Source organism: Streptomyces sp. A01 (assembly GCF_059026195.1).
Genome location: NZ_JBWLKN010000014.1, coordinates 44,256 through 66,280 on the forward strand (window position 1 = coordinate 44,256; position 22,025 = coordinate 66,280).

Annotated in this window: 20 protein-coding genes and 1 riboswitch; of the genes, 13 read left to right on the plus strand and 7 right to left on the minus strand. The window is 73.2% G+C overall.

Going from position 1 to position 22,025, the window contains the following annotated elements:
- Positions 1–145: 145 nt before the first annotated feature.
- The 3 genes from AC5P1B_RS20035 to AC5P1B_RS20045 all read left to right on the plus strand — a co-directional run bounded on the left by AC5P1B_RS20035 (position 146) and on the right by AC5P1B_RS20045 (position 2,818).
- Positions 146–661, plus strand: a complete 516-nt coding sequence (locus AC5P1B_RS20035; RefSeq protein WP_493888680.1) for a GNAT family N-acetyltransferase — start codon at positions 146–148, stop codon at positions 659–661.
- 296 nt (positions 662–957) lie between these two features.
- Positions 958–1,449: an RrF2 family transcriptional regulator gene (locus tag AC5P1B_RS20040; RefSeq protein WP_493888681.1), complete on the plus strand. Its 492-nt coding sequence runs from the start codon at positions 958–960 to the stop codon at positions 1,447–1,449.
- Between the two features lie 151 nt (positions 1,450–1,600).
- Positions 1,601–2,818, plus strand: a complete 1,218-nt coding sequence (locus AC5P1B_RS20045) for an MFS transporter (RefSeq protein ID WP_493888682.1) — start codon at positions 1,601–1,603, stop codon at positions 2,816–2,818.
- Positions 2,819–2,995: 177 nt separating this feature from the next.
- Here AC5P1B_RS20045 and AC5P1B_RS20050 read toward each other — a convergent pair whose 3' ends face one another.
- Together AC5P1B_RS20050 and AC5P1B_RS20055 are read right to left on the minus strand one after the other, a co-directional pair.
- Positions 2,996–4,501: a DEAD/DEAH box helicase gene (locus AC5P1B_RS20050; protein WP_493888683.1), complete on the minus strand. Its 1,506-nt coding sequence runs from the start codon at positions 4,499–4,501 to the stop codon at positions 2,996–2,998.
- 317 nt (positions 4,502–4,818) lie between these two features.
- Positions 4,819–5,022 carry a cold-shock protein gene (locus tag AC5P1B_RS20055; protein ID WP_493888684.1) on the minus strand — a complete coding sequence of 68 codons (204 nt, stop codon included), beginning with the start codon at positions 5,020–5,022 and terminating at the stop codon, positions 4,819–4,821.
- Positions 5,023–5,484: 462 nt separating this feature from the next.
- On the opposite strand from AC5P1B_RS20055, the gene AC5P1B_RS20060 reads away from it, so the two are divergent.
- Positions 5,485–6,528 carry a sulfotransferase gene (locus AC5P1B_RS20060; RefSeq protein ID WP_493888685.1) on the plus strand — a complete coding sequence of 348 codons (1,044 nt, stop codon included), beginning with the start codon at positions 5,485–5,487 and terminating at the stop codon, positions 6,526–6,528.
- Between the two features lie 447 nt (positions 6,529–6,975).
- Positions 6,976–8,046, plus strand: coding sequence for a 2-dehydropantoate 2-reductase (locus AC5P1B_RS20065; protein WP_493888686.1), 1,071 nt, complete (start codon positions 6,976–6,978; stop codon positions 8,044–8,046).
- 292 nt (positions 8,047–8,338) lie between these two features.
- Here the strand turns inward: AC5P1B_RS20065 and AC5P1B_RS20070 are convergent, their stop codons facing one another.
- Together AC5P1B_RS20070 and AC5P1B_RS20075 are read right to left on the minus strand one after the other, a co-directional pair.
- Positions 8,339–9,058, minus strand: a complete 720-nt coding sequence (locus AC5P1B_RS20070) for a polyprenol monophosphomannose synthase (protein ID WP_493888835.1) — start codon at positions 9,056–9,058, stop codon at positions 8,339–8,341.
- A gap of 300 nt (positions 9,059–9,358) precedes the next feature.
- Positions 9,359–10,015 carry a class I SAM-dependent methyltransferase gene (locus AC5P1B_RS20075; RefSeq protein ID WP_493888687.1) on the minus strand — a complete coding sequence of 219 codons (657 nt, stop codon included), beginning with the start codon at positions 10,013–10,015 and terminating at the stop codon, positions 9,359–9,361.
- 110 nt (positions 10,016–10,125) lie between these two features.
- Between AC5P1B_RS20075 and AC5P1B_RS20080 the strand changes: the two genes are divergently transcribed.
- Complete coding sequence (locus AC5P1B_RS20080; protein WP_493888688.1) at positions 10,126–10,986, plus strand: GNAT family N-acetyltransferase; 861 nt, start codon at positions 10,126–10,128, stop codon at positions 10,984–10,986.
- Between the two features lie 138 nt (positions 10,987–11,124).
- Here the strand turns inward: AC5P1B_RS20080 and AC5P1B_RS20085 are convergent, their stop codons facing one another.
- Positions 11,125–12,099, minus strand: coding sequence for a TIGR03557 family F420-dependent LLM class oxidoreductase (locus tag AC5P1B_RS20085; protein ID WP_493888689.1), 975 nt, complete (start codon positions 12,097–12,099; stop codon positions 11,125–11,127).
- A gap of 268 nt (positions 12,100–12,367) precedes the next feature.
- Positions 12,368–12,555, plus strand: a riboswitch (cobalamin riboswitch).
- A 29-nt stretch (positions 12,556–12,584) separates the two neighbouring features.
- Here AC5P1B_RS20085 and AC5P1B_RS20090 point away from each other — a divergent pair.
- From AC5P1B_RS20090 to AC5P1B_RS20105, 4 genes are read left to right on the plus strand one after another with little or no spacing between them, the layout of a single operon-like run.
- Positions 12,585–13,283 (plus strand): energy-coupling factor ABC transporter permease, encoded by a 699-nt coding sequence (locus AC5P1B_RS20090; protein ID WP_493888690.1) that lies wholly within the window; start codon positions 12,585–12,587, stop codon positions 13,281–13,283.
- The gene (locus AC5P1B_RS20095; protein ID WP_493888691.1) at positions 13,280–13,735 is read left to right on the plus strand and encodes an energy-coupling factor ABC transporter substrate-binding protein; all 456 of its coding nucleotides are present in this window, start codon (positions 13,280–13,282) and stop codon (positions 13,733–13,735) included. Before AC5P1B_RS20090 ends, AC5P1B_RS20095 begins: the two co-directional genes overlap by 4 nt.
- Positions 13,736–13,741: 6 nt before the next feature.
- Positions 13,742–14,491, plus strand: coding sequence for a cobalt ECF transporter T component CbiQ (gene cbiQ / locus AC5P1B_RS20100; RefSeq protein ID WP_493888692.1), 750 nt, complete (start codon positions 13,742–13,744; stop codon positions 14,489–14,491).
- Positions 14,488–15,342, plus strand: coding sequence for an energy-coupling factor ABC transporter ATP-binding protein (locus AC5P1B_RS20105; protein WP_493888693.1), 855 nt, complete (start codon positions 14,488–14,490; stop codon positions 15,340–15,342). Before cbiQ ends, AC5P1B_RS20105 begins: the two co-directional genes overlap by 4 nt.
- Positions 15,343–15,692: 350 nt before the next feature.
- Here the strand turns inward: AC5P1B_RS20105 and bglX are convergent, their stop codons facing one another.
- Positions 15,693–18,017, minus strand: coding sequence for a beta-glucosidase BglX (bglX, locus tag AC5P1B_RS20110; protein ID WP_493888694.1), 2,325 nt, complete (start codon positions 18,015–18,017; stop codon positions 15,693–15,695).
- Between the two features lie 355 nt (positions 18,018–18,372).
- Here bglX and AC5P1B_RS20115 point away from each other — a divergent pair, with 355 nt between their 5' ends.
- Positions 18,373–19,806, plus strand: a complete 1,434-nt coding sequence (locus tag AC5P1B_RS20115) for a CAP domain-containing protein (RefSeq protein ID WP_493888695.1) — start codon at positions 18,373–18,375, stop codon at positions 19,804–19,806.
- A gap of 242 nt (positions 19,807–20,048) precedes the next feature.
- Here the strand turns inward: AC5P1B_RS20115 and AC5P1B_RS20120 are convergent, their stop codons facing one another.
- The gene (locus AC5P1B_RS20120) at positions 20,049–20,639 is read right to left on the minus strand and encodes an Rv1733c family protein (protein ID WP_493888696.1); all 591 of its coding nucleotides are present in this window, start codon (positions 20,637–20,639) and stop codon (positions 20,049–20,051) included.
- A 246-nt stretch (positions 20,640–20,885) separates the two neighbouring features.
- Here AC5P1B_RS20120 and AC5P1B_RS20125 point away from each other — a divergent pair, with 246 nt between their 5' ends.
- Both AC5P1B_RS20125 and soxR read left to right on the plus strand, forming a co-directional pair.
- Positions 20,886–21,260 carry an RNA-binding S4 domain-containing protein gene (locus AC5P1B_RS20125; RefSeq protein WP_493888697.1) on the plus strand — a complete coding sequence of 125 codons (375 nt, stop codon included), beginning with the start codon at positions 20,886–20,888 and terminating at the stop codon, positions 21,258–21,260.
- A gap of 167 nt (positions 21,261–21,427) precedes the next feature.
- Positions 21,428–21,928, plus strand: coding sequence for a redox-sensitive transcriptional activator SoxR (soxR, locus tag AC5P1B_RS20130; protein WP_493888698.1), 501 nt, complete (start codon positions 21,428–21,430; stop codon positions 21,926–21,928).
- The last annotated feature ends 97 nt before the right edge of the window (positions 21,929–22,025 follow it).

The window sequence follows — 22,025 nt, forward strand, 5'->3', positions numbered from 1 at the left end:
CGGCCCGGCCGGAGGCGGGCCCGAAGGGTGCGGCGGGTACGGTGCGTGAGTGCGCGGCGTACGGGCACGCCGTGCCACGCCCCGGCGCGGCCCCGAGCCATCCCCGTCCCGCACCCGGCCCCGGAGAAAGGACATCCGCACCTTGATGACCACCACGTGGACCACCCGCCGCGAGAACGGCCCCGAGGACCGCGCCGCGATCCGCGAGATCAATCTGGCGGCCTTCCCCACCGCCCAGGAAGCCGACCTGGTCGACGCCCTGCGCGACGATCCAGCGGCCTGGCTGGCCGACCTGTCGTGGATCGCGGAAGCCCCCGGCACCGGCGTTGGATTCGCCCTGCTGACGCGCTGTCACATCGACGGCGCACCGGCGCTCGCGCTGGCGCCGTGCGCCGTGCGGCCGGAACACCAGGGCAAAGGCGCGGGAACCGGCGCGATTCTCGCCGCTCTCGACGCGGCACGGACGCACGGCGACGAGAACCTGGTCGTGGTGCTCGGCCACGCCGCTTACTACCCGCGGTTCGGCTTCACCCCGGCCTCCGGGTACGGAATCCGGGCCTCCTTCGAGGTCCCGGACGAGAACCTGATGGCGCTGGCACTCCACCCCGAGCGCCCCGTCCCCTCGGGCACCATCCGTTACGCGGCCCCGTTCGGCGTCTGACAGAGGCCACGGGCCAAGCGGCTCGGCTTCACGGCCGACTCGCGGTTTCACGGCCGCGCGGCTCCCCGCCGCAGCCCCGCGGGGAAGCGTCGCGGCTGGCCGGCCGAGTGCGGCAACGGCGCGCGTGGCGGCGGGCGTCCGCCCTCTCCGCGCTCGCCGGAGACGGCCCGTGCGGACTCCCGCCACGCGCACGGGCCGGGCCACCTCCAACGGTAGCCTCGCGGGCCGCCCCGCGAATCCGAACGCCCATCTGGACGCGCATCCGGACGGGAACCTGGATGTGTAATATCCAGGTTATGCGACTGACCAAAGGGGTCGAGTGGGGCCTGCATTGCTGTCTGACGCTGGCATGGCTCGGTGATGAGGAGCCCGTGCCGACGGTGAAGCTCGCCGCGTGTTTCGACCTGCCGCCGCCGTATCTGAACAAGTGCCTGCAGGCCCTGGCCCGGGCGGGCGTCCTCAGCTCCACTCCGGGGGCACGGGGCGGTTTCCGGCTCGCCCGGCCGCCCGAGCGGATCACCTTGATGGACGTCGTGGCCGCGATCGAAGGCCCGGAGGACCCCTTCCGCTGCACCGAGATCCGCCAGAGCGGCGCCGGAGCCGACGCCGACGCCGACGCCTCGGAGTTCCGCCAGCCTTGCGGCGTCGCCACCGCGATACGCAGAGCCGAACTCGCCTGGCGGCGTGAGCTGGCCGCCCAGACCCTCGCCGACCTGATGACCGCGACCCCACCCGCATCGGCGGAACGCGTCCGCCGTTTCTCCGCCAGGCTGAGCACGGCTTCCTGACATCCCGTCAGCAGGTCTCAGCGACCGGCGCGTCGCCATGGCAGGTCGTTCGCATCCGCTCACCAAGTCCGGGCCGACAGTCCCGGCGCGTACTCCCCCGCCCACAGAGGAAGGCCCATCCGGGCTCAGCGAAGCCGCGAGGAGGATCTGCATGTCCCACGTCTCTGCTTCGGCCTGGGGCCCGACGGCCACCGGCGAGGCGGCCCCGCCCACCCGTGGACTCAGCTCGGTGCTCATTTTGGCACTCGGCACGTTCGCGGTCGGCACGGACGTCTTCATCGTCGCCGGTTTCCTCCCGGACATGGCGGCGTCGCTCCACGTGTCCGAGGCGGCGGCCGGGCAGTCGGTCACGGCGTTCGCCGCCGCGTACGCCGTGCTCTCCCCCATCCTCGCGACCCTCACCGCCCGCGTCCCGCGCCGGACCCTGCTCGTCGGCGCGCTGATCGTGCTGGGCCTCGCGAACGTGGGCTCGGCGCTCGCGCCCAACTTCCCGCTCCTGCTGCTCAGCCGGGTGCTGGCGGCCGCCGGCGCGGCCGTGTACACGCCGGGCGCCGGAGCGGTCAGCGCCTCGCTCGTACGGCCGGAACTGCGCGCCCGCGCGCTCTCCGTCGTCATCGGCGGCCTCACCGTCGCCACCGCACTCGGCGTGCCACTGGGCCATGTCACCAGCGAGGTGCTCAGCTGGCGCGCGGCGCTCGCCCTGGTCGCCGTGCTGTGCCTGCTGACCGCCGTCGGCGTGGCCGCCCTCATGCCGCGTCTGCCGGGCGGGCCCCGGGTCCCGCTGTACATCCGCCTCAGGGCGCTGCGCCACCCCGCCGTGCGGGCCGTGCTGCCGCTGACCGTGCTCGGCATGAGCGCGACCTACACCGTGTACGCGTACAGCGTCCCCGCCCTGGAGGCGGTCGGGGTTCCGGCGTCCGGGCACGTGTGGATGCTCTTCCTCTACGGCCTCGGCGCGGTGGCGGGGAACTTCCTCTCCGGCTTCGCGACGGACCGGTGGTGCCCCAAGCGCGCACTGACCGCCGGATACGCGTGCATGGCGCTCTCGCTGGGTGGGCTCGGGTGGCTCGCGACCGCCGACAGCGCCCCGGTGCTGCTCGTCGGCCTGATGACGGCCGTCTGGGGCGGGAGCACCTGGAGCCAGAGCCCCGCGCAGCAGCACCGGCTGATCTCGGCCGCCCCGCAGGAGGCCCCCCTGCTGGTGTCCCTGAACGCGTCCGGCATCTACGTCGGCATCGGCCTCGGCACGGTCATCGGCGGGGCCACGCTGCCCGCCGGTGTGGCCCCCATGTACTTCGTCAGCGTGGCCATCGCCGTCGTCGCGCTGGCGTTCCTGCTGCTCTCGACGCGCGGCCCGGCGGACACGTAGCCGGTGCGACGTCCTCGTACGCGTACGGCCGGGTGACGCTCGTCTGGGGGGTGAGACAGCAGCGCGCCCGGCGGATGGCCGAAGCCATCCACCGGGCGCGTGCCGGGCGGCGAGAGGTGCCACCGCCCGGGAAGCCGTGCCGCGAGGGGCGAGGTGCCCCGGCGGCGGCGAGGTCCGCTACGCGGCGGTGCCGCGGCGTGCCGGACGGTCGGGGGAACCGCTGCGCGCCGTCGAGCCACGGCGCGCCTGCGCGGAGCGGCTGCGGCGGCCACGCGTCGAGCTGCCGCTGCGCTGCGGACGCTCGGGCGCGGGCGCGGTGACCGTCACCGGGACACCGGACGGCACTCGGGCACCGGTGACCGCGGCCAGCTCCTCGTCGCCGGACCGCACCTGGGCCGTGCGGGCGGTGATGCCCGCGGCGGCGATCAGCCGGGTCATCTCACGTCGCTGGCTGGGCAGGACGAGGGTGACGACGCTGCCGGACTCGCCCGCGCGGGCGGTGCGCCCGCCCCGGTGGAGGTAGTCCTTGTGGTCGGTGGGCGGGTCGATGTTCACGACCAGGTCGAGGTTGTCCACGTGGATGCCCCGGGCGGCCACGTTGGTGGCGACGAGGGCGGTGACGTGGCCGCTCTTGAACTGGTCCAGCGTCCGGTTGCGCTGCGGCTGCGACTTGCCGCCGTGCAGCGCGGCCGCCCGTACACCGTTGGCCAGCAGGTGCTTGGCCATCCGGTCGACAGTGTGCTTGGTGTCCATGAACATGATCACCCGGCCCTCGCGGGCCGCGATGTGCGTGGCGACGGCGTGCTTGTCCGCGTCGGAGACGTGCAGGACGTGGTGCTCCATCGTCGTCACGGCGCCGGCCGACGGGTCAACGGAGTGGACCACCGGGTCGGACAGGAACTGGCGCACCAGTTTGTCGACATTGCGGTCCAGCGTGGCGGAGAACAGCATGCGCTGCCCGTCCGGGATCACCTGCTGAAGCAGCGCGGTGACCTGCGGCATGAACCCCATGTCCGCCATCTGGTCGGCCTCGTCGAGCACGGTGATCCGCACCTGGTCCAGACGGCAGTCACCGCGCTGGATCAGGTCCTTCAGCCGCCCCGGGGTGGCCACGACCACCTCGACGCCGCCGCGCAGCGCGCCCGCCTGCCGGGAGATCGACATGCCGCCGACGACGGTGGCCATCTTCAGCCGGACCGCCTGGGCATAGGGGGTGAGCGCGTCGGTGACCTGCTGGGCCAGCTCACGGGTGGGGACGAGGACAAGGGCCAGCGGCTGGCGCGGTTCGGCGCGCTGTCCGGCGGTACGGGCGAGCAGCGCCAGGCCGAAGGCGAGGGTCTTGCCGGAGCCGGTACGGCCACGACCGAGCACGTCACGCCCGGCCAGGGAGTTCGGCAGGGTGGCCGCCTGGATCGGGAACGGGGCGGTCACCTCGTTGCGGGTGAGCGCGGTCAGCAGCGGGGCGGGCATGTCCAGGTCGGCGAACGCCTCGACCGCCGGGAGCGCCGGGGTGGTGCTGACCGGCAGCGCGAACTCGGCGTGCGCGACGGCGGGCTTGCGACGGCCCTGGCCGCCCTGGCCCTGGGGGCGCTGACGGCCGCCGCGGCCCTGGCCGGGTACGCGTGCCTGGCCCTGGCGGGGGGAACGGTCGGAGGAACGGGGGGAACGGGTGGGGCGGTTCAATGCGGAACCTTCCTCGAAACGGCGCGTATCGAGGAAGTCCTGGCGGCAGCCTGGCCGCACAAGGAATCGCAAGAACGAACCGAAGAAATGAATACGAAACGTGAAAAGGGAACAACTGTGCGCGGGGCTTCGAAGCGGCTGGCAATCACCACTGAGCCCCACCGCATCACACCCGAGTCACGGGAATTGCTGAATATATCCGGGCGGCAGGTGAGTGCCAGGACCACGGAATGCCGTCACATCGTCGGGACGGCAAGGCGGCGGGCCCGCACCCAGAGGTGCGGGCCCGCGCTACACGGCATCAGCCGTGCTGAAAATCAGGCGCCAACGATGTTCTCGGCCTGCGGGCCCTTGGGGCCCTGCGTGACGTCGAACTGGACCTTCTGACCCTCAAGCAGCTCGCGGAAACCCTGCGAGTTGATGTTCGAGTAGTGCGCGAAAACGTCGGGGCCGCCACCATCCTGCTCGATGAAGCCGAAACCCTTTTCGCTGTTGAACCACTTCACGGTGCCAGTAGCCATGTCAATCTCCTTCGGGGGCTCTACCGGAATACACACCTTGCGTATTCCATCGTCGCCATGTTGATCGCCCGACCGGAGAAAACACCGGAAAACAAAAATGCGCCTGAAGGTTCAGAACCAGCAGGCGCACACAAAGTCTATGGGAACCACAACTGCAACTAGAGACAAACATAGCACGGCCCAGCACACGGAAGGCGGCTCGCCAACGTTGCGATGATCACACTCCGCCGCTGGTCACGGCCGCCGCGCGACCCGGCGCCCCGGCCCCGCGGCGGGGAGGCGGCAGGCAGCGCCGCCGCCCACCCGGGCGACCCCGGGAGGAGGCGACGGGCGGGGGGTGCGCGGGGCACCGAAACGGCGCGTCCGCGCGCTCCGCCCGCGCGGCCAGTCCGCCCCCTGTCCTGTCGCGCTCCGCCATTACTCTGTGACCGGCAGTGCGGGCATTGAGCTGAGGGGGCACATGTGGAGTCCTTGACCTTCGTCGTGGGAACGGGGCGCAGCGGATCGACCGCGTTGTCGCGCATCGTGAACTTCCATCCCGACGTGCTGAGCCTCAACGAGTTCCTCGCCTCGGTCGGCTCGGACGGGCTGCCTGCCCGGCCCGTGTCCGGAGCGGGGTTCCGGCGGATCATCGCCGAGCCGAACGCCGTCTTCGACACGATGATCCGCAGCGGCGTGCCGCTGCCCGAGTTCCTCTATCCCAGGAACCCCGGCCGCTACGCCGCGGACACCACCGGCGTTCCCGCGCTGTGCCTGATGGTGCTGCCCCATCTCACGGACGACCCGGACACACTGCTCGACGAGCTGGTGGCGCGGGTCGAGAGCTGGCCGTCGCGGCCGGTCGCGCAGCACTACGAGGCACTGTTCGACCTGCTCTGCGACCGGTTCGGGCGCCGGGCGGTCATCGAACGCTCGGGGTACTCCCTGGGCCTGGTGCCGCGGCTCGACGAGATGTTCCCCGCCGCTCGCTTCGTCCACCTCTTCCGGGACGGCCCGGACTGTGCGATGTCGATGAGCCGCCACACCGGGTACCGGATGATCTCGCTGCTTCGCGAGATCCTCGAACGGGCCCAGGTCTCATCGATCGACGAGCTGACGGAGCACCACATCCGGGAGCTCCCACCGGACTTGTCCGCCCTGCTCGCCGACCGCTTCGACGGCCAGCGGCTGGTCATGGAGCGGCCGATGCCCGTCACCGGGTTCGGCGAGCTCTGGTCACGCCTGGTCGTGGACGGCGTGGGACTGCTGGAGAAGATCCCGGCACCGAGGCGTATGACGCTCTCCTACGAGGACCTGCTTGCCGAGCCGGAGCGGGAACTGACCAGGCTGGCCGAGTTCACCGGGGTGGAGGCCACCGCTGACTGGCTCGCAACGGGGCGGGCTCACCTGGACGGTGGGCGGCGGGGTACCGCGCTCCGGCTGCCGCCGGGCGAGCTGTCCGCACTGCGGGAGTCCTGCGCGCCGGGGACGCGCGCCCTGCGCGACGCGCGGGCGCACACCGCGTAAGCCGCGGCCGCGGGGCGCGGCGGCCTGGTGCCCGCGCCTCAGCCGCGCACCCGCGACCGTGCGCGTCCCCACCGCCGCATCGCCCCGCGCCCCCGGCACGGCCCCGCGGCGGAACCCGCTCCGGGCGGCGGGGCCGGAGGGCCGGTGGCCGGTGGCCGGTGGCGACCGACGCCCGCCTGAGCCTGGACGCCATCGCGAACCCGGCGGTAGGTTCAGCGTCCGACAGTGATCACGACGGTGTCACCGCGCGGCCGCACCGAGCCACGCCGCGGCCCGGCTCCGGCTCGTATCCGCACGGCCATGGCAGTGACGGCGACTGGGAGGGCGACGGCGACGGGTGGCCGGCCCGCTGGGGAGAGGTGGCGCACCGCCCGCTTCAAGGGCCCGGTGGCAGCCGCCGTGCGCGAGCCGCCGCCATCACCGGCAGGAGACAGGAGACCGGCCCGTATGTCACAGCCCGAGCCGCACACCAGCCACGGTCCCCGCTTGAGGATCGCGGTCATGGGCGCCGGAAGCATCGGCTGCCACCTGGGAGGCGGCCTCGCCGACCACGCCGACGTGACGCTGATCGGCCGCCCGGCCGCCATGGAAGCTCTACGCGGCAACGGGCTGACCCTCACCGGTGGCAAGCGCCCGGCGGCCCGCGTCGACACGACGGGCGACCGGTCCGGCGTGCGGCTGGCGACCAGTCCTGACGCGGTGGTCGGGGCGGACTATGTGCTCGTCACCGTCAAGTCGGCGGCGACCGCCGACGTGGCCCGGCAGCTCGCCCCGCACCTGTCCCCCGGCACGGTCGTGGTCAGCTTCCAGAACGGGCTGCACAACGCGGGCGTCCTGAGCTCCGGCCTCACCGGCCACACCGTCCTAGCGGGCATGGTCCCCTACAACGTTCTCGGCACCGCGCCCGGCGCCTTCCATCAGGGCTCGGCGGGCCACCTCATGGTCGAAGAGAATGAACGGGGCGAACCCCTGGTGCGCGCCCTGGCCTCGGCGGGCCTGCGCGTCCAGCCGCGCGGCGACATGCGCGAGGTGCAGCACGCGAAGCTGCTGATGAACCTCAACAACGCCATCAACGCCCTGTCCGGGCTGCCCCTGCGTGAACAGCTCGGCCAGCGCGCCTACCGGGAATGTCTCGCGCTCTGCCAGTCCGAGGCCCTGGCCGCCTTCCGCGCCGAGGGCGTGCGGCCCGCCCGGCTCAGCCCGATCCCCGCCTCCCTCACGCCGCGTCTGCTCCGGCTGCCGGACGGGCTCTTCCGGCGGCTGGCCGCCTCCACGCTCTCCATCGACGCCCAGGCCAGGTCGTCCATGTGGGAGGACCTGCAACGCGGGCGCGCCACTGAGATCGACTCCTTGCAGGGCGAGGTCACGGCGCTCGCGGCCCGCCACGGGCTGCCCGCTCCGGTCAACACCAGGCTCATCACTCTCGTACGGCGCAGCGAGGAGGCCGGTCCCGGCGCGGTCCCGCAGTGGACGGGGTCCGACCTGCTCGCCGAGGTCACCGCCGCCACCCGCCGCTGAGCGAGGCAGTGGCACGGGGCTGAATGAGCCCGCCGCGGAGACCCGTGAGCTGCGCGGCCGCGCGCACGAGGCAGCTGGCGGGGCAGCCCTGCGCGGTGTCGCGGCTCGCGCCCCCGGCCCGTCCGCTCGCTCGGTCACCGAGCCCGTCCCGTCCAGCGCCTGGCGCGGTCGGTGCCGTACGTACGCGCCGGGCGCGGCCACGACCGCCACAGGAGACCACCGGGACGGGGCTCGCAGCGCGCGACGAGGCCGCCCCGTCGCGCCGCGCCCGGTCCGTGGGATCGCCCGGCTGCTACGGGCGACGACGGTTGCGCAGCCGCAGCCGCCAGGGCACGACGGCGGACTCCAGCTGGACCGCGAAGCTCATCTTGGACTCGCCCGCCCGGCGCTCCTCGAAGCGGATGGGGATCTCCACCACCGTGGCGCCGCCCCGGACGGCGAGGTACTTCAGCTCGACCTGGAAGCTGTACCCCGCGCTGTTCAGGGCGCCCAGCCCGACGGCGCTCAGCGTGTCGGCGTGCCAGAGGTTGAAGCCCGCGGTGATGTCCCGCAAGGGGGTGGAGAGAATCGCACCGGCGTAGACGTTGGCCCAGCGGGAGAGCAGCCGGCGGTGCCAGCCCCACTCCTCGGCGAGCTCCCCGCCGGGGACATAGCGGCTGCCGACGACCAGCCCGGCGCCGGTGGCGAGGGCGGTGCCCAGCATCTGCGGCACGGACTCGGCGGGGTGGCTGCCGTCGGCGTCCATCTGCGCCACGTACCGGGCGCCCTCCTCCACGGCGGCGCCCATGCCCGCCGCGTAAGCCCTGCCCAGCCCTTCCTTGCCGGTGCGGTGCAGCACGCTCATCCGGGCTCTGCCGCCGGTGTTGGCCTGCTCGGCCAGTCGCTCGGCGAGGTCCCCGGTACCGTCGGGACTGGAGTCGTCCACGATCTTCAGTCGCAGCCCTGGCAGCGGCAGGGCGAGCACCTGCTCCACGGCGGCCTCAAGGCTGCCGATCTCGTTGTAGGTGGGCATGACCACGGCCAGCGGCGCTTCCGCCCAGGCTTCCGGCAGCGGCGCGGGGCGGACGGCGGCGCCCGGTGTACGCAACGGCACGTGCACGGTTACTCCTTGCGGCAGACAGCGCGGGAACGCCGAGCGATACGGCGGGTGTCCTGGGCGGTCCCGTCGGCGCGGACAGTCAGAGCCGCACCCTACTGGCCCGCTCGCCCGGCCCCGCAATTCCCGTGGCCGTCAGCGGTGCGGGCACCCGGCCACCGGGCACGGCGGCGGCCCGTGCGGGCGTCAGCCCCGGGGCAGGCGTCCCCGTGTGGATCAGACCCGGGCCAGCAGTGCGTAGCGCTCGTCGTCGACCGGGCCGCCCCACAGGTCCGGGTCGTCGCTGAGGGGCTGCACACGCAGACTGGTCACGAGTGGCCGCAGGACGGCGGCCAGCTCATCGGCGGCTATGCCACCGTGCCAGGGCAGCGTCTCGGCGTCCGCCACATACGGGGCACCGGCTCCGGCCGACTGCCGCCAGCGCCCTTCCACCAGCACGAGCCTGCCACCGGGCCGCAGGCGCGCCGTCCACTCGCGCAGCGCCGCCTCCGGGTCGGGCAGCGTCCACAGCAGGTGGCGGGCGAGCACCGCGTCGAACCGCTCGCCATCCGTCGGCGGAGCCGCGGCGTCGCCGACGACGAACCGCGCCCTGAACGTCGTGTCCGCCAGCTTGCGCTGGGCCTGGGCCACCATGCGCGGCGCCAGATCCACGCCCGTCACGCGGTGACCGGCCTGCGCCAGCAGCAGGGACAGCGAGCCCGTTCCGCAGCCGATGTCGAGCACGTCGGCCGGGTGGGGCGGCATCCAGGCTGCAATCAGCCGCGCCCACGCGGCGCGGGTGGGGGCGGCCAGCAGGCCGTGGTCGGGCTCCGCGTCGAACGCGGGGGCCGCCGCGTCCCAGTAGTCGGCGATGGCCGTGAGTCGGTGATCCATGCCTGTGATGGTCGCGGCCACCTCTGACATCGCCCTCGCTCCGGCGTCGGCCGCGGCGCCCGCGTGGGTATTCGGGTGCGTGAGGGGCCGTCGTTGGGTGAAGCTGGGGCATGACCTGGACGACGACTGACGACATCGACGCTTTCCTCGCGACCGCGAGCGGCTTTCTGCACGCGCGGCCGGACGAACACACCCTGCTGCTGTCGATCACCGAGTCGCTGCGGACCCAGGGCGCGGGGCGGTACTCCGCCGCCGCTCCCTTCTACGGCTGGTGGCGCGGGGACGACGGAAAGGTCGGCGCCGCCTTCGTATGCACCCCTCCGCATCCGGTGCAGTTCTCGCCCATGTCACGCGAAGCGGCCGGGCAGCTCGTGGCGACCCTGGCGGCGGGGCCCCGTACGGTCGTGGGCTTCGGCGGGGAGCAGGTGACGGGTGAGGCCATCGCGGACGCGTGGTCGCGCAGGCACGGCTCGCGGCCGGAGGTCGCGGGGCGCCATCGGCTGTACCGGCTGGGGGAACTGGTTCCGCCGCGGCCCGCTCCGCCGGGCCGCGCGCGGGTCGCCGAGGACGGTGACCGTGCCCTGCTGCTCGACTGGTTCGAGGCGTACCTCGTGGACATCGGTGAGGACCCCGCGGACGCGTCACGGGCCTTGGAGGAACGGCTCAGCCACGGCGGCTGCACGCTCTGGGAGGTGGGCACGACGCCCGTGGCGATGGCGGGGGTGACACGCAGCAGCGCGGGGATGGTGCGCGTCGCCGGCGTCTACACGCCGCCGGACCAGCGGCGTCGCGGGTACGCGGCGGCCGTGACGGCAGCCGTGAGCAAGGCCGCCGTGGACGCGGGAGAGCGGACGGTGCTGCTGTTCGCCAACCTCGCCAACACCGCGACCAACGCGCTGTACCAGCGGCTCGGTTACCGCCCTGTCAGCGACCGGGTGCTGTTGACGCTCGCCCCGCAGCCCACCTCCTGAGCCGGTCCGGCGGGCGTTATCTCTGATCCTGGCGGGTCCAGGTGCTCCTGGCGGGTCCAAGTGCTCCTGGCGGGTCCAAGTGCTCCTGGCGGCGGCGCCAGTGGCTGCTGTGCGCCGCCGTATCGATGGCCGGCCAGGTCAGGCCACGGCGCGCGCCGTGAGCCGGCGCATCGGGCCGTCGAGTTCCCTCGCGTAGAAGTCGATGAAGCCGTCGGGGTCGGGGCCCGCGTTCTGCATCACCAGGTGGTCGAACCCGGCGTCCGCGAAACCGCGCGCCGTGTCCACGTACCGGGCGGGGTCGGGGCCGCAGGCGAACTTCTCCATGATGTCGTCCTGGGTCACCGTGGTGGTCGCGGCGTCGAAGTTGACCGGGTTGGGGAGTTCGCTCATGACCTTCCAGCCGGTGAGGGCCCACCGTGAGGTGTCCAGGGCGGCCTTCGCCGCCGTGTGCTCGTCAGCCGCCCACGCCATCGGGACCTCGGCGTAGCCCGGCCCGGTGCCGCCCGCCGCGCGGTAGCGCTCGACGATCTCCGGTTTGTCCTCGGTGGCGAACAGGCCGTCGCCGAGTTCGGCGGCGATGCGCGCGGACGGCGGGCCGCTGGCGGCCACAGCGATCGGTGGGGCCTCCTCGGGCAGGTCGAAGACCCGGGCGTCCTCCAGTCGCAGATACTTGCCGTCGTACGAGCGGTATCCGCCGCGCCACAGCAGGCGAATGATCTCCAGTGCCTCACGCAGCATCGCGTGGCGGGTGCCCACCCCGGGGAACTCGCGCCCGACGACGTGCTCGTTGAGCCGCTCACCGGAGCCGATGCCGAGCGTGAACCGGCCCTCCGAGACCAGCGCGAGCGTCGCCGCCGCCTGCGCGATGATCGCCGGGTGGTACCGGACGGTCGGACACGTCACGCCGGTCGCGAGGCCGATGCGCTCGGTGCGCTCCGCGATGGCGCCGAGGACGGTCCACACGAACGGCGAGTGGCCCTGGTTGTCCAGCCAGGGGTGATAGTGATCACTGACCTCGACGAAGTCGAAGCCGGCGTCCTCCGCTCGCTGTGCCTGCCGGACCAGCTCCGCCGGGCCGAACGCCTCGGCGGCCAGTTTGTAACCGATCTCCATGTGCCCTCACTCCCTGGCGGTTCCGCGTTCACCGGCTTCCCCGCGTCTCGCACCCCCCGGTGGTCCGTGTCCCCCACGGGTCCCGGCCGACGATGGCGTGCGAGCGCCCGCCGCCGGGCCGTCCTGTGGCTGTCGGCGTCGGGTGCCACACGAGCGGGGTGGATAAACCCTCCAGGCCCTGGACATGAGGCCGACCGACGGCGCCCTGAGGTGCGGAGGGGAACGCGATGAACGCGCGTGCGCGGGTTGTCGCAGGCTGGGGCGGCCGCTACTGTCTCAGGGCCTTGGTGCACGGGAAACCGGTGAAGAACCGGTGCGGCCCTCGCCACTGTGATCGGGAAGTCCAGTTCCATCCCTCGGGAGCCACTGGATCGCCAACAAGACGGCGATCTGGGAAGGCGGAGCTTGACGGCATGACCCGTAAGCCAGGAGACCGGCCAAGGCGCGTCGTCCATCCACGAGGTGCTGGAGAGGTCTCTTACGTCATGCACATCGCCGAGGGGTATCTGCCCCCGTTGCACGCGGTCGCCTGGGGCGTCGCGTCAGCTCCGTTCGTCGCCCACGGTGTCCGGGCACTCACCCGCGAGGTCAAGGCGCACCCCGAGAGCACCCTGCTGCTCGGTGCGGCCGGAGCCTTCACGTTCGTCCTCTCCGCGCTCAAGATCCCCTCAGTGACGGGGAGCTGCTCCCATCCCACGGGAACGGGACTCGGAGCGATCTTGTTCAGACCGCCGGTCATGGCGGTGCTCGGCACCATCACGCTGCTGTTCCAGGCGTTGCTGCTGGCGCACGGCGGCCTCACCACCCTGGGCGCCAACGCCTTCTCGATGGCCATCGTCGGGCCGTGGACCGGCTACGGGCTGTACTGGCTGCTGCGCCGGTTCGGCGCGCCCCTGATGGTCTGCGTGTTCTTCGGGGCCTTCGCCGCCGACCTCAGCACCTACTGCGTGACCAGCGTGCAGCTGGCGCTGGCCTTCCCGGACCCGAGCAGCGGCTTCCTGGGCGCGCTCGCCAAGTTCGGCGGCATCTTCGCCGTGACCCAGATCCCGCTGGCGGTCAGCGAGGGCCTGCTCACCGTGCTGGTGATGCGCCTCCTGACCCAGTCGAGCAAGGGCGAGCTGACCCGGCTCGGCGTGCTGCTGCCCGGCCGCAAGGGCCGCGACGAGAAGGCGGTGGCGGGATGAAGCGCGACACGAAGATCAACGCTCTGCTGCTGCTGATCGTGGCCGCACTGGCCGTGATGCCGCTCGTGCTCGGTCTCGGGGACGACAAGGAGGAGCCGTTCACCGGCGCCGACGCGCAGGCCGAGACGGCGATCATCGAGAACGAACCGGACTACGACCCGTGGTTCTCACCCCTGTACGAACCGCCGTCGGGCGAGATCGAGTCGGCATTGTTCGCCCTCCAGGCGGCGCTCGGCGCGGGCGTCCTCGCGTACTACTTCGGGCTGCGCAAGGGGCGCCGCCAAGGGGAGGCCCGCGCGGCGGCCGCAGGTACGGCGGAGGGGACGGCCGCCACGTCCGGCGAAGCCGAGCCCACGGACGAACGCCCAGGCACGACCGCGGACACGGACACAGGGGCGGACGCGGACGCGGGCGCGCCAGTGAGCGGCACTCCCGGCTCACCCCGGTCGTAGCCGCCGATGCTCCCCATCGACGCGGCGGCGCACAGCAGCCACTGGCGCCGCCGCCACCCCCTGGACAAGGCATGCCTGGGCCTGGGGCTGACCGTCCTGGCGATCTCACTGCCCCCGTGGCCGGGCGCCCCGCTGATCGCCGCGGTGACACTGACCGTGCTCATCGGCCCGGCCCGGGTCGTACCGCGGCAGCTGTGGCGGGCCTGGCGCATCCCGCTCGGCTTCTGTGTGACCGGCGCGGTCCCGCTGCTGTTCGAGGTGGGCGGTCCTGACGGTCTGGTCGCGCTCGCACCGAACGGGCCGGTCCTCGCGGGGCAGCTGCTGGCGCGCACCTCGGCGGCCTCGCTCGGCCTGCTGCTGTTCGCGTTCACGACGCCCGTCTCCGATGTGCTCCCCCGGCTGGTCCGGGCGGGCGTGCCGCCCGCCGTGGTCGACGTCGCGCTCGTGACGTACCGGATGAGTTTCCTGCTGCTGGACTCGATGGCGCAGATCCGGCAGGCGCAGGCGGCCCGGCTGGGCCTCACCACCACCAGCGCCCAGTGGCGGTCGCTGGCGGGGCTGGGGGCGACCGCGTTCGTCCGTGCCTTCGACCGCGCCGCCCGCCTCCAGTCGGGCCTCGCCGGGCGGGGGTACGACGGCACGCTGCGGGTGCTGGTCCCCGAGGCGAAGATCTCGCGTTCCTTCCTGGGGGCGACCGCCGCACTGCTGGCGGCCCTCACCGGCCTCACCCTCGTCACCGAAAGGTTCCTCCCATGACCTCGCAGCGGCCCGTCATCGAACTCGTACGGGCTGAGTACGCCTACGAGGACGGTCCGCCCGTGCTGAGCGGGGTGAGCTTCGCCGTGCGCGAGGGGCGGGCCGTGGCGCTGCTCGGCCGCAACGGCGGCGGCAAGACGACCATGCTGCGGCTCCTCAACGGCGGCCTGCGGTGCGCGGACGGCCAACTGCTGCTGGAGGGCGAGCCCGTCCGCTATGACCGCAAGGGCCTGACGCGGCTGCGCACCACGGTGCAGCTCGTCGTGCAGGACCCGGACGACCAGCTCTTCGCCGCCTCGGTCGCGCAGGACGTGTCGTTCGGCCCGATGAATCTGGGGCTGTCCGAGGAGGAGGTGCGCGGCCGTGTACGGGAGGCGCTGGACGCGCTCGACATCGCGGCGCTTGAGGACCGCCCGACCCACCTGCTCTCGTACGGGCAGCGCAAGCGCGCGGCGATAGCGGGGGCGGTCGCGATGCGCCCCCGGGTGCTGATCCTCGATGAGCCCACGGCGGGGCTCGACCCGCATGGTCAGGAGCGGCTGCTCGACGTCCTCGGCCGTCTCCAGGCCGCGGGCACGACCATCGTGATGGCCACCCACGACGTGGACCTCGCTCTGCGGTGGGCGGACGACGCGGCCGTCCTGACGCCGGAGGGCCTGCGTACGGGACCGGCGGCCGAGCTGCTCGCCGACCAGGACCTCCTCGACGCCGCCCGGCTCCGCAGGCCGTGGAGCGTGGCGGTCGCCGAGATGCTGCGCGCCCATGGGCTGCTCACGGAGCCGGGCTTCGCGCCCCGCACGCCGGAGGAGCTGACCCTGTGGTCCACGACGCTCCCCCGGCCCAGCGCCTAGGCCGGGTCCCGGCGGGTCATGCCAGGGAGGGGTGCCCATGTCCGTGCGTCGCACGCAGACTGCGGGTGCGTCGTGGCTGGTCGCGCAGTTCCCCGCGCCCCTGGCAGGGCATGCTCCTTCGCTGTGCCAGGGCTGCTCCTCTGGGCCTGGCGGCGAGGCTCCTTACGCGGCCCGATGCCGGGCACGCGTGATCCGCCGGGCACCCGCTAGCCAGGGCCGGACTCCGGGGCCTGGTGTCGCCGGGCGGCGGAGCCCGGGGCGGGGCTGGTCCGGGGCGGGCTGGTCCGGGGCGGGGTGCGGGTCTGGTGTCTGCCCGCGGCCCGTCCACCGGCAGGGCGATGGGCCCGGTGTCAGGTGATCCGCAGCAGGGTCTTGTCCTTGGCCGTCGAGTCGCGGCCCACGTAGATCTCGATGTCGCCCTTCTCCACCAGGAACCGGCCCTCGTGGTCGTTCGTCCAGAAGCCGAAGTCCTCGGCGCCCAGCCGGAAGCGCACGGTGCTGGCGGCACCGGCGCCGAGGGTGACCCTGCGGAAGCCGCGCAGTCTGCGCACCGGCTGAGCGATGCTCGCCACCGGGTCGTGCACGTAGAGCTGCACGACCTCGTCGCCCTCGCGGTCCCCGGTGTTGCGGACGGTGGCCGTCACCTCGACCGTCTTGCCGTCGCGCAGCGCTTCGGCCGCGATCCGGCCCGTGCTCAGCTGCGGACGGCCGACCTCGAAGGTGGTGTAGCTCAGACCGTGGCCGAACGGGAACTGCGGCCCGTGAGCCAGGTCGAGGTACTTGGAGGAGAACTTGTTGTCCTTGTCGTAGGGGCGGCCGGTGTTCTCGTGGTTGTAGTGGATGGGGATCTGCCCGACGGCCCGGGGGAACGACACGGGAAGCTTGCCGCCGGGGTTGACGGAGCCGAAGAGCACGTCCGCGATGGCGTTCCCAGCCTCGGTGCCCGGGTGCCACGCCTCCAGGACGGCGGGCGCGGCGCCCAGCCAGCCGCCGATGGTCAGCGGGCGGCCGTTGACAAGGACGACGGCGAAGGGCTTGCCCGTGTCCGCGATGGCCTTGATGAGCTCCGCCTGTGCGCCCGGCAGCCCGATCTCGCTGCGCGAGCCGGCCTCGCCGCTCAGCGCGGCGGGTTCACCGACGACGACCACCGTCACCTCAGCGGCCTTGGCCGCCGCGGCCGCCTCGGCGATGCCGCTGGTGTCGCCCCCTTCGGCGGCGACGCCCTTCGCGTACGTCACACGGGCCTTCGGCGCGGCCTTCCTGACCGCGTCGAGCACGGTGACCGCGGGGAACTTCCGCGCCCCTGGCCCGGCCCACGTCCCGAGCAGGTCGGTCGAGTCGCCGAACGGGCCGACGACGGCGACCGAGGACGCGGCACGGTCGAGGGGCAGCGTCTTCCGCTCGTTCTTCAGCAGCACCATGGACCGGCCTGCGACCGTGCGCGCCGCCGCGCGGGCCTCGCTGGTCGGCTCGGTGATCGCGGCGTCCTCGTCCACATAGGGGTGGTCGAAGAGCCCGAGCTGGAACTTGACGAGCAGGATGCGGGCCACCGCGTCGTCCAGCCGCTCCCGCGTGATCCGGCCGGACTTCAGGAGCTTCTTGCCGTGGTCGCGCAGGTGGGTGCTGACCATCTCCATGTCGACCCCGGCGCCCAGCGAGAGCCGGGCCGCGTCGGCGCCGTCGGCGGCGAACCCGTGCGTGATGAGTTCCTGGACGCCGGTCCAGTCGCTGATGACGAAGCCCCCGAAGTCCCATTCGTCCTTGAGCACGTCGGTCAGGAGGTACGAGTTGCCGTGGGCGGGGACGCCGCTGATCGTGTTGAACGACGCCATGACCGTGGCCACACCCGCGTCCAGCGCGGCCTTGAACGGCGGGAAGTAGAGGTTGCGCAGCCGCGCCTCGGAGACGTCCACGGCGTTGTAGTCGCGTCCGCCCTCGGCGCCTCCGTACGCGGCGAAGTGCTTGGCGCAGGCCGCGACCCGGTCCTTCCTGCCCAGGTCCTTGCCGTCGGCGCGGCCCTGGTGACCGGTGACCTTCGCGGCGGCGAACCGTGCCGTCAGATACGGGTCCTCGCCCGCGCCCTCGGCGATCCGGCCCCAGCGCGGCTCGTGGGTGACGTCCATCATGGGCGCGAACGTCCAGTGCACACCGTTGGAGCGCGCCTCGGCCGAGGCGACCTCGGCGTCCGAGGCGGCGGTGCCGGGGTCGAAGCTCGCCGCCTGCGCCAGTGGAATGGGGAAGGTCGTCCAGAAGCCGTGGATGACGTCGAGCCCGAACAGCAGCGGGATGCCCAGCCGCGACTGCTCCACGGCGAGCCGCTGCACCGCGTTGGTGTTCTTCGCTCCGTGGATGTTGAGTACGGAACCGAGCCTGCCGTTGCGGGCCGCCTCTTCCGCTTCCGTGTTCTGCCCGCCGCCGGGCCCGGTGTCCCCGGTCCAGGAGAGCTGCTGGAGCTGGCCGAGCTTCTCCTCGACCGACATCCGGCCGAGCAGCTCCGCGATCTCTCGCTCGTAGGCGCTGGTCCGGCGCGGGGGCCGGGGCCCCGCGGGCGCCCCTGCCCGGGGGCCCGCCGCCTCCGCCGCGTGCGCTCCGGATGCCTGGCCGCCTGCCACACCGGCCGTGACGACCGTGCCGCCGACGGCCGCGAGCAACGTACGCCTCCGCATACTGTCCATACCATTCATCCTCTGAACGAAGTTGACGGTGCGTTAGGGGTGGCTCCTTCAAAAGGTGGGCTGAAGTTACGTTCCTGTGCCGGGAGGGTCAAGAGATAGCGCAGCGCTGGCCTGATCCTCGCCGTGGGCCTGGCCACCCCGCGGCCCACCACCCCGTGGCCGTGACGGGTTCAGCAGACCTCCCAGGGGTGGGCCGGGCGGACAGGACGCGCGCCGTACGCCGTACCTGACCGCGAAGGTCCACCCGTTCGCACCCCGGGCCCCGGCCACGCCGCCCCGCGGCACCGCACGCCCTGAAACCACCCGCTCAGCAGCGGCGTTCCTCAACTGAGCGACGCCGTAGCGGGGGTACGAGATGAACGAGCTGGTTCCAGGTGGCAATCAGGTGTTGCCCGGAGGCACGCTGACCCTCCGGGTGCCCGGGCCCTTCGACGTGTCCGCGCTGATCACGGGCGGCGACGGCAAGGTCGGCGGCGACGCCGACTTCGTCTTCTTCAACCAACCCGCCGCATCCGGCGCCCGGTTGGCGGGTGACACGCTCACGCTCCGCACCGGGAGTCTGCGCCCCGGCGCCAGCCGCGTCACGGTGGCCGTCAGCCCCGCCGACCCCGGCACGGCCCTGGGGCGACTGCCCGCGCCGACCCTGATCGTCACCCTCGGCGACGGGTCGCCCGTCGCCCGCTTCACCCCGCAGCGCCCCACCCACGAGACGGTGCTGCTGCTCGCCGAGATCTACCAGCGCGGCTCCGACTGGAAGCTGCGGGCCCTGGGGCAGGGTTACGCGGACGGCCTGGCGGGGGTCGCCCGTGACTTCGGAGTCGAGGTGCTGGAGGACACACCCGCGCCGCCTCGCCCGGCGCCGCCTCGCCCGGCGCCATTCCGTCCGGCACCACCTCGCCAGGCACGGACGACCGGTGGGCGGCACTCACCGTCGGGCGGCGGAGCCCAGGCGGCGGGTGGTCCGGTGCGGGCGGCGAGCGGTCCGGCGCCTGCGGGCGGTCCGGCCACGGCGGACGGTTTCCTACCGCTGGTCAACGCGGCCCGGTCCCGGGCCCGTACCCGGCCGGTGACCCTCGACGGACGGCTGACCAGCGCCGCCACCGCCCACGCCGGTGCGATGGCGGCTCAGGAACGCCTCGGCCTCGAAGCCCCCGCCGGGACGTCCGTCTTCCACCGGATCACCGCCACCGGGCTCGTCTGCCTGACCATCGCCGAGCACATCGTCTCCGGACCGCGCACACCGGCCGAGTTCGTGGAGTACTGCCTGACCGACGAGCGGCGCGCCACCCCGTTCCGCGACCCGGCCCTCACCCATGCCGGTGTCGGTCACGCCACCGGTTCCACCTCCGGTGACCTCTACTGGACGGCGCTGTGGGCCGAGCCGTTCTCGGTGGCCGGTCTGGTCCGCTTCGCGTCCGAGGTGGTCGCACTGACCAACGCCGAACGCGCCGCCGCGGGACTGCGCCCACTGGCCACCGACCCGCTGCTCACCGTGGCCGCGCAGGCGCACAGCGCCGACATGACCGCCAGGGACTTCTACTCCCACACCACCCCCGAGGGGCGCGAGCCGTGGGACCGGGCGGCAGCGGCCGGATGCACCCACAGCGGCATCGGCGAGAACATCGCCTGCGGCCAGCGCTCCCCCGCCGAGGTGGTGCGCGGCTGGATGAACAGCCCCGGCCACCGGGCCAACATCCTCAAGCCGGACTTCGACCGGATCGGCGTCGGATACGCGATGGGCAGCCAGGCGGGGACGTACTGGACACAGCTGTTCGGCGCATCCCGGTGAGCCGCCGGCCGGCGCAGGGGGTATCCGGCGGATCACGCGTGCCCGGCATCAGGCTGCGCACGGGGCCTGCCAGGCCGCCAGGCCCAGGAGAAACAGCCCCGGCCCAGCGCGGAAATGTACCCCCTCAGGGCGCGGGGAACCGCGCGACCAGCCACGACACACCCGCACTCCGCACCGCGACACACGGGCAGGCGCTCCCCCAGCACGATCCGCCGGACACGGCCTCGGCCGCCGCGCCGCACTCAGACCCGGCCACTCCACTTCGGCCCGATCTCGGCCCAGGCGCGCTCCCACTGCTCCTCCCTGACCCGGTCCAGCCGCCGCAGCACGACGCGGCGGGCGAGCAGCACCAGGACACAGAAGGCGGTGGCGGCCATGGCGCCGACCGTCACGGCCCGCGTCGTCGCCTGCTCGGGGGTGAGCGGGGTCGCGGTGAGGTTCCCGCGCGCGTCGGTCCAGACCGTGACCGCCGCGCCCGCCCGCTGGCCCTCGACCACCCGCGTCTCAGCCGTGCGCTCCTTACCGTCAGGGGTCGTCCAGCGCACCTCGGCCCGTACCCGGCTGTCGCCCGGCTCCCCCAGGTCGCGGGGGCGCACCGGGGCTTCCTCGACGAGCTGCGCCCGCGTCGGCTGGCGCTGCTCGTACTCCCGCAGCAGGGGCCGCTCCACAGCGGTGGCCGACATGGCGCCCAGCACCGCACCACCGGCGACCATGATCACCACCGCCAGCACGGCCACCCACCCCTCGATCACGTCGCAGCGGCGGCGCAACGGGTTGCGCCGCCACCGCCACAGCCGGCGGCTCACACCCGCGGTCATCGGCTTCGCGCTCATCGCTCACCCCCTGGTGAGTAGCCGCCCGCGCGGGGCGAGGCGGGCCCGGCTCATTACACCTGCGACGAGTACCGTGCCCGGCCCATCACATGCGCCCCAAAACCAAAACAGCCCCATTCGCCCCTTTGGTCGGACCCGCCGCGCGGCGGCCCCGAGGCGCGCCGCGCATCTCCGCCACCGCCGATATGTCCCCCACGCCGCGATAAAGCTCCCGGCGGCGCGGGCACCGGCGCTACAGTCGAGGGCATGACGGCAGACGAGGGGACCGTACGCGTCGACAGCTGGATCTGGTCGGTGCGGCTCACCAAGACGCGGTCGCTGGCCGCCGCGGCCTGCCGGGCGGGCCATGTCCGGGTGAACGGCGAACGGGTCAAGGCCGCGCACGCGGTGCGCTGCGGCGACGAGGTACGACTGCGGCACGCCGGGCGCGAGCGGATCGTCGTCGTCGCCAGTGTCGTACGCAAACGGGTCGGCGCTTCCGTCGCCGCCACCTGTTACGTGGACAACAGCCCACCGCCGCCGGCGCCCGAGGAGACCGTGGTGATCGCCCATCGCGACCGGGGCGCGGGCCGCCCGACCAAGCGCGACCGCCGCGACATGGAGCGCCTGCGCGGAGCCTGAGCGCCGCCGCCCCGGCGACCGGAAGCGGCCGCGCGCCGCCGGGTGTCCGCGAACGCGGGCAGCGCGCCACCACGGGTGCGCGCCCGCGTGCGGGAGTCCGCCCGATCCGCTCCGCCCGCGTCTGCGCCGCCAGCGCGGGCCCGCCACGGCGGCTACCCTCGAAGGCCATGACGTCGAAGCATGACCGCCTGACGATCGGCGAACTCGCGGCCCGTAGCGGACTGGCGACTTCCGCCCTGCGGTACTACGAGGAACTCGGGCTGATCCACTCCGAACGCACGGTCGGCGGCCAGCGTCGCTTCACCCGCGCCACACTCCGCCGCGTCGCCTTCGTCCGCGCGGCCCAGCAGGTCGGCCTCTCCCTTGAGGAGGCGGGCGAAGCCCTGGCCAAGCTCCCCGAGGACCGGGCCCCGAACGCGTCGCAATGGAACACGGTGGCCCATGTCTGGACTCGGCGGATCGACGCGCAGATCGACGCCCTGGAACAGCTGAAACGCCAGCTCGCCGGGTGTATCGGCTGCGGATGCCTGTCGCTGCGTAAATGCGGCCTGTACAACCCGGCCGACACAGCCGCCGACCGCGGCTCCGGCGCCCGCTACCTGCTCGGCGACGAGCCCCCGCGTCCCCCTGCCCCGGCTCCCGCGCCATCCACCGCCCGGACCCGCTGACCCGCGCCCGCGCGGCGCAGCCCCCGCCGGACAGGCCGAACGCCGCCCTCTCTTCCGAGAGAGCGGCGCTGTCCGTCGATGCCGCCCTGGCGGCCGA

Excerpts from the sequence above, each read along its gene's own strand:
- AC5P1B_RS20035 (WP_493888680.1), top strand. The coding sequence starts at position 146 with ATGACCACCACGTGGACCACCCGCCGCGAGAACGGCCCCGAGGACCGC.
- AC5P1B_RS20040 (WP_493888681.1), top strand. The coding sequence starts at position 958 with ATGCGACTGACCAAAGGGGTCGAGTGGGGCCTGCATTGCTGTCTGACG.
- AC5P1B_RS20045 (WP_493888682.1), top strand. The coding sequence starts at position 1,601 with ATGTCCCACGTCTCTGCTTCGGCCTGGGGCCCGACGGCCACCGGCGAG.
- AC5P1B_RS20055 (WP_493888684.1), bottom strand. The coding sequence starts at position 5,022 with ATGGCTACTGGCACCGTGAAGTGGTTCAACAGCGAAAAGGGTTTCGGC.
- AC5P1B_RS20065 (WP_493888686.1), top strand. The coding sequence starts at position 6,976 with ATGTCACAGCCCGAGCCGCACACCAGCCACGGTCCCCGCTTGAGGATC.
- AC5P1B_RS20070 (WP_493888835.1), bottom strand. The coding sequence starts at position 9,058 with ATGCCCACCTACAACGAGATCGGCAGCCTTGAGGCCGCCGTGGAGCAG.
- AC5P1B_RS20075 (WP_493888687.1), bottom strand. The coding sequence starts at position 10,015 with ATGGATCACCGACTCACGGCCATCGCCGACTACTGGGACGCGGCGGCC.
- AC5P1B_RS20080 (WP_493888688.1), top strand. The coding sequence starts at position 10,126 with ATGACCTGGACGACGACTGACGACATCGACGCTTTCCTCGCGACCGCG.
- AC5P1B_RS20085 (WP_493888689.1), bottom strand. The coding sequence starts at position 12,099 with ATGGAGATCGGTTACAAACTGGCCGCCGAGGCGTTCGGCCCGGCGGAG.
- AC5P1B_RS20090 (WP_493888690.1), top strand. The coding sequence starts at position 12,585 with ATGCACATCGCCGAGGGGTATCTGCCCCCGTTGCACGCGGTCGCCTGG.
- AC5P1B_RS20095 (WP_493888691.1), top strand. The coding sequence starts at position 13,280 with ATGAAGCGCGACACGAAGATCAACGCTCTGCTGCTGCTGATCGTGGCC.
- cbiQ (WP_493888692.1), top strand. The coding sequence starts at position 13,742 with ATGCTCCCCATCGACGCGGCGGCGCACAGCAGCCACTGGCGCCGCCGC.
- AC5P1B_RS20105 (WP_493888693.1), top strand. The coding sequence starts at position 14,488 with ATGACCTCGCAGCGGCCCGTCATCGAACTCGTACGGGCTGAGTACGCC.
- bglX (WP_493888694.1), bottom strand. The coding sequence starts at position 18,017 with ATGGACAGTATGCGGAGGCGTACGTTGCTCGCGGCCGTCGGCGGCACG.
- AC5P1B_RS20115 (WP_493888695.1), top strand. The coding sequence starts at position 18,373 with ATGAACGAGCTGGTTCCAGGTGGCAATCAGGTGTTGCCCGGAGGCACG.
- AC5P1B_RS20120 (WP_493888696.1), bottom strand. The coding sequence starts at position 20,639 with ATGAGCGCGAAGCCGATGACCGCGGGTGTGAGCCGCCGGCTGTGGCGG.
- AC5P1B_RS20125 (WP_493888697.1), top strand. The coding sequence starts at position 20,886 with ATGACGGCAGACGAGGGGACCGTACGCGTCGACAGCTGGATCTGGTCG.
- soxR (WP_493888698.1), top strand. The coding sequence starts at position 21,428 with ATGACGTCGAAGCATGACCGCCTGACGATCGGCGAACTCGCGGCCCGT.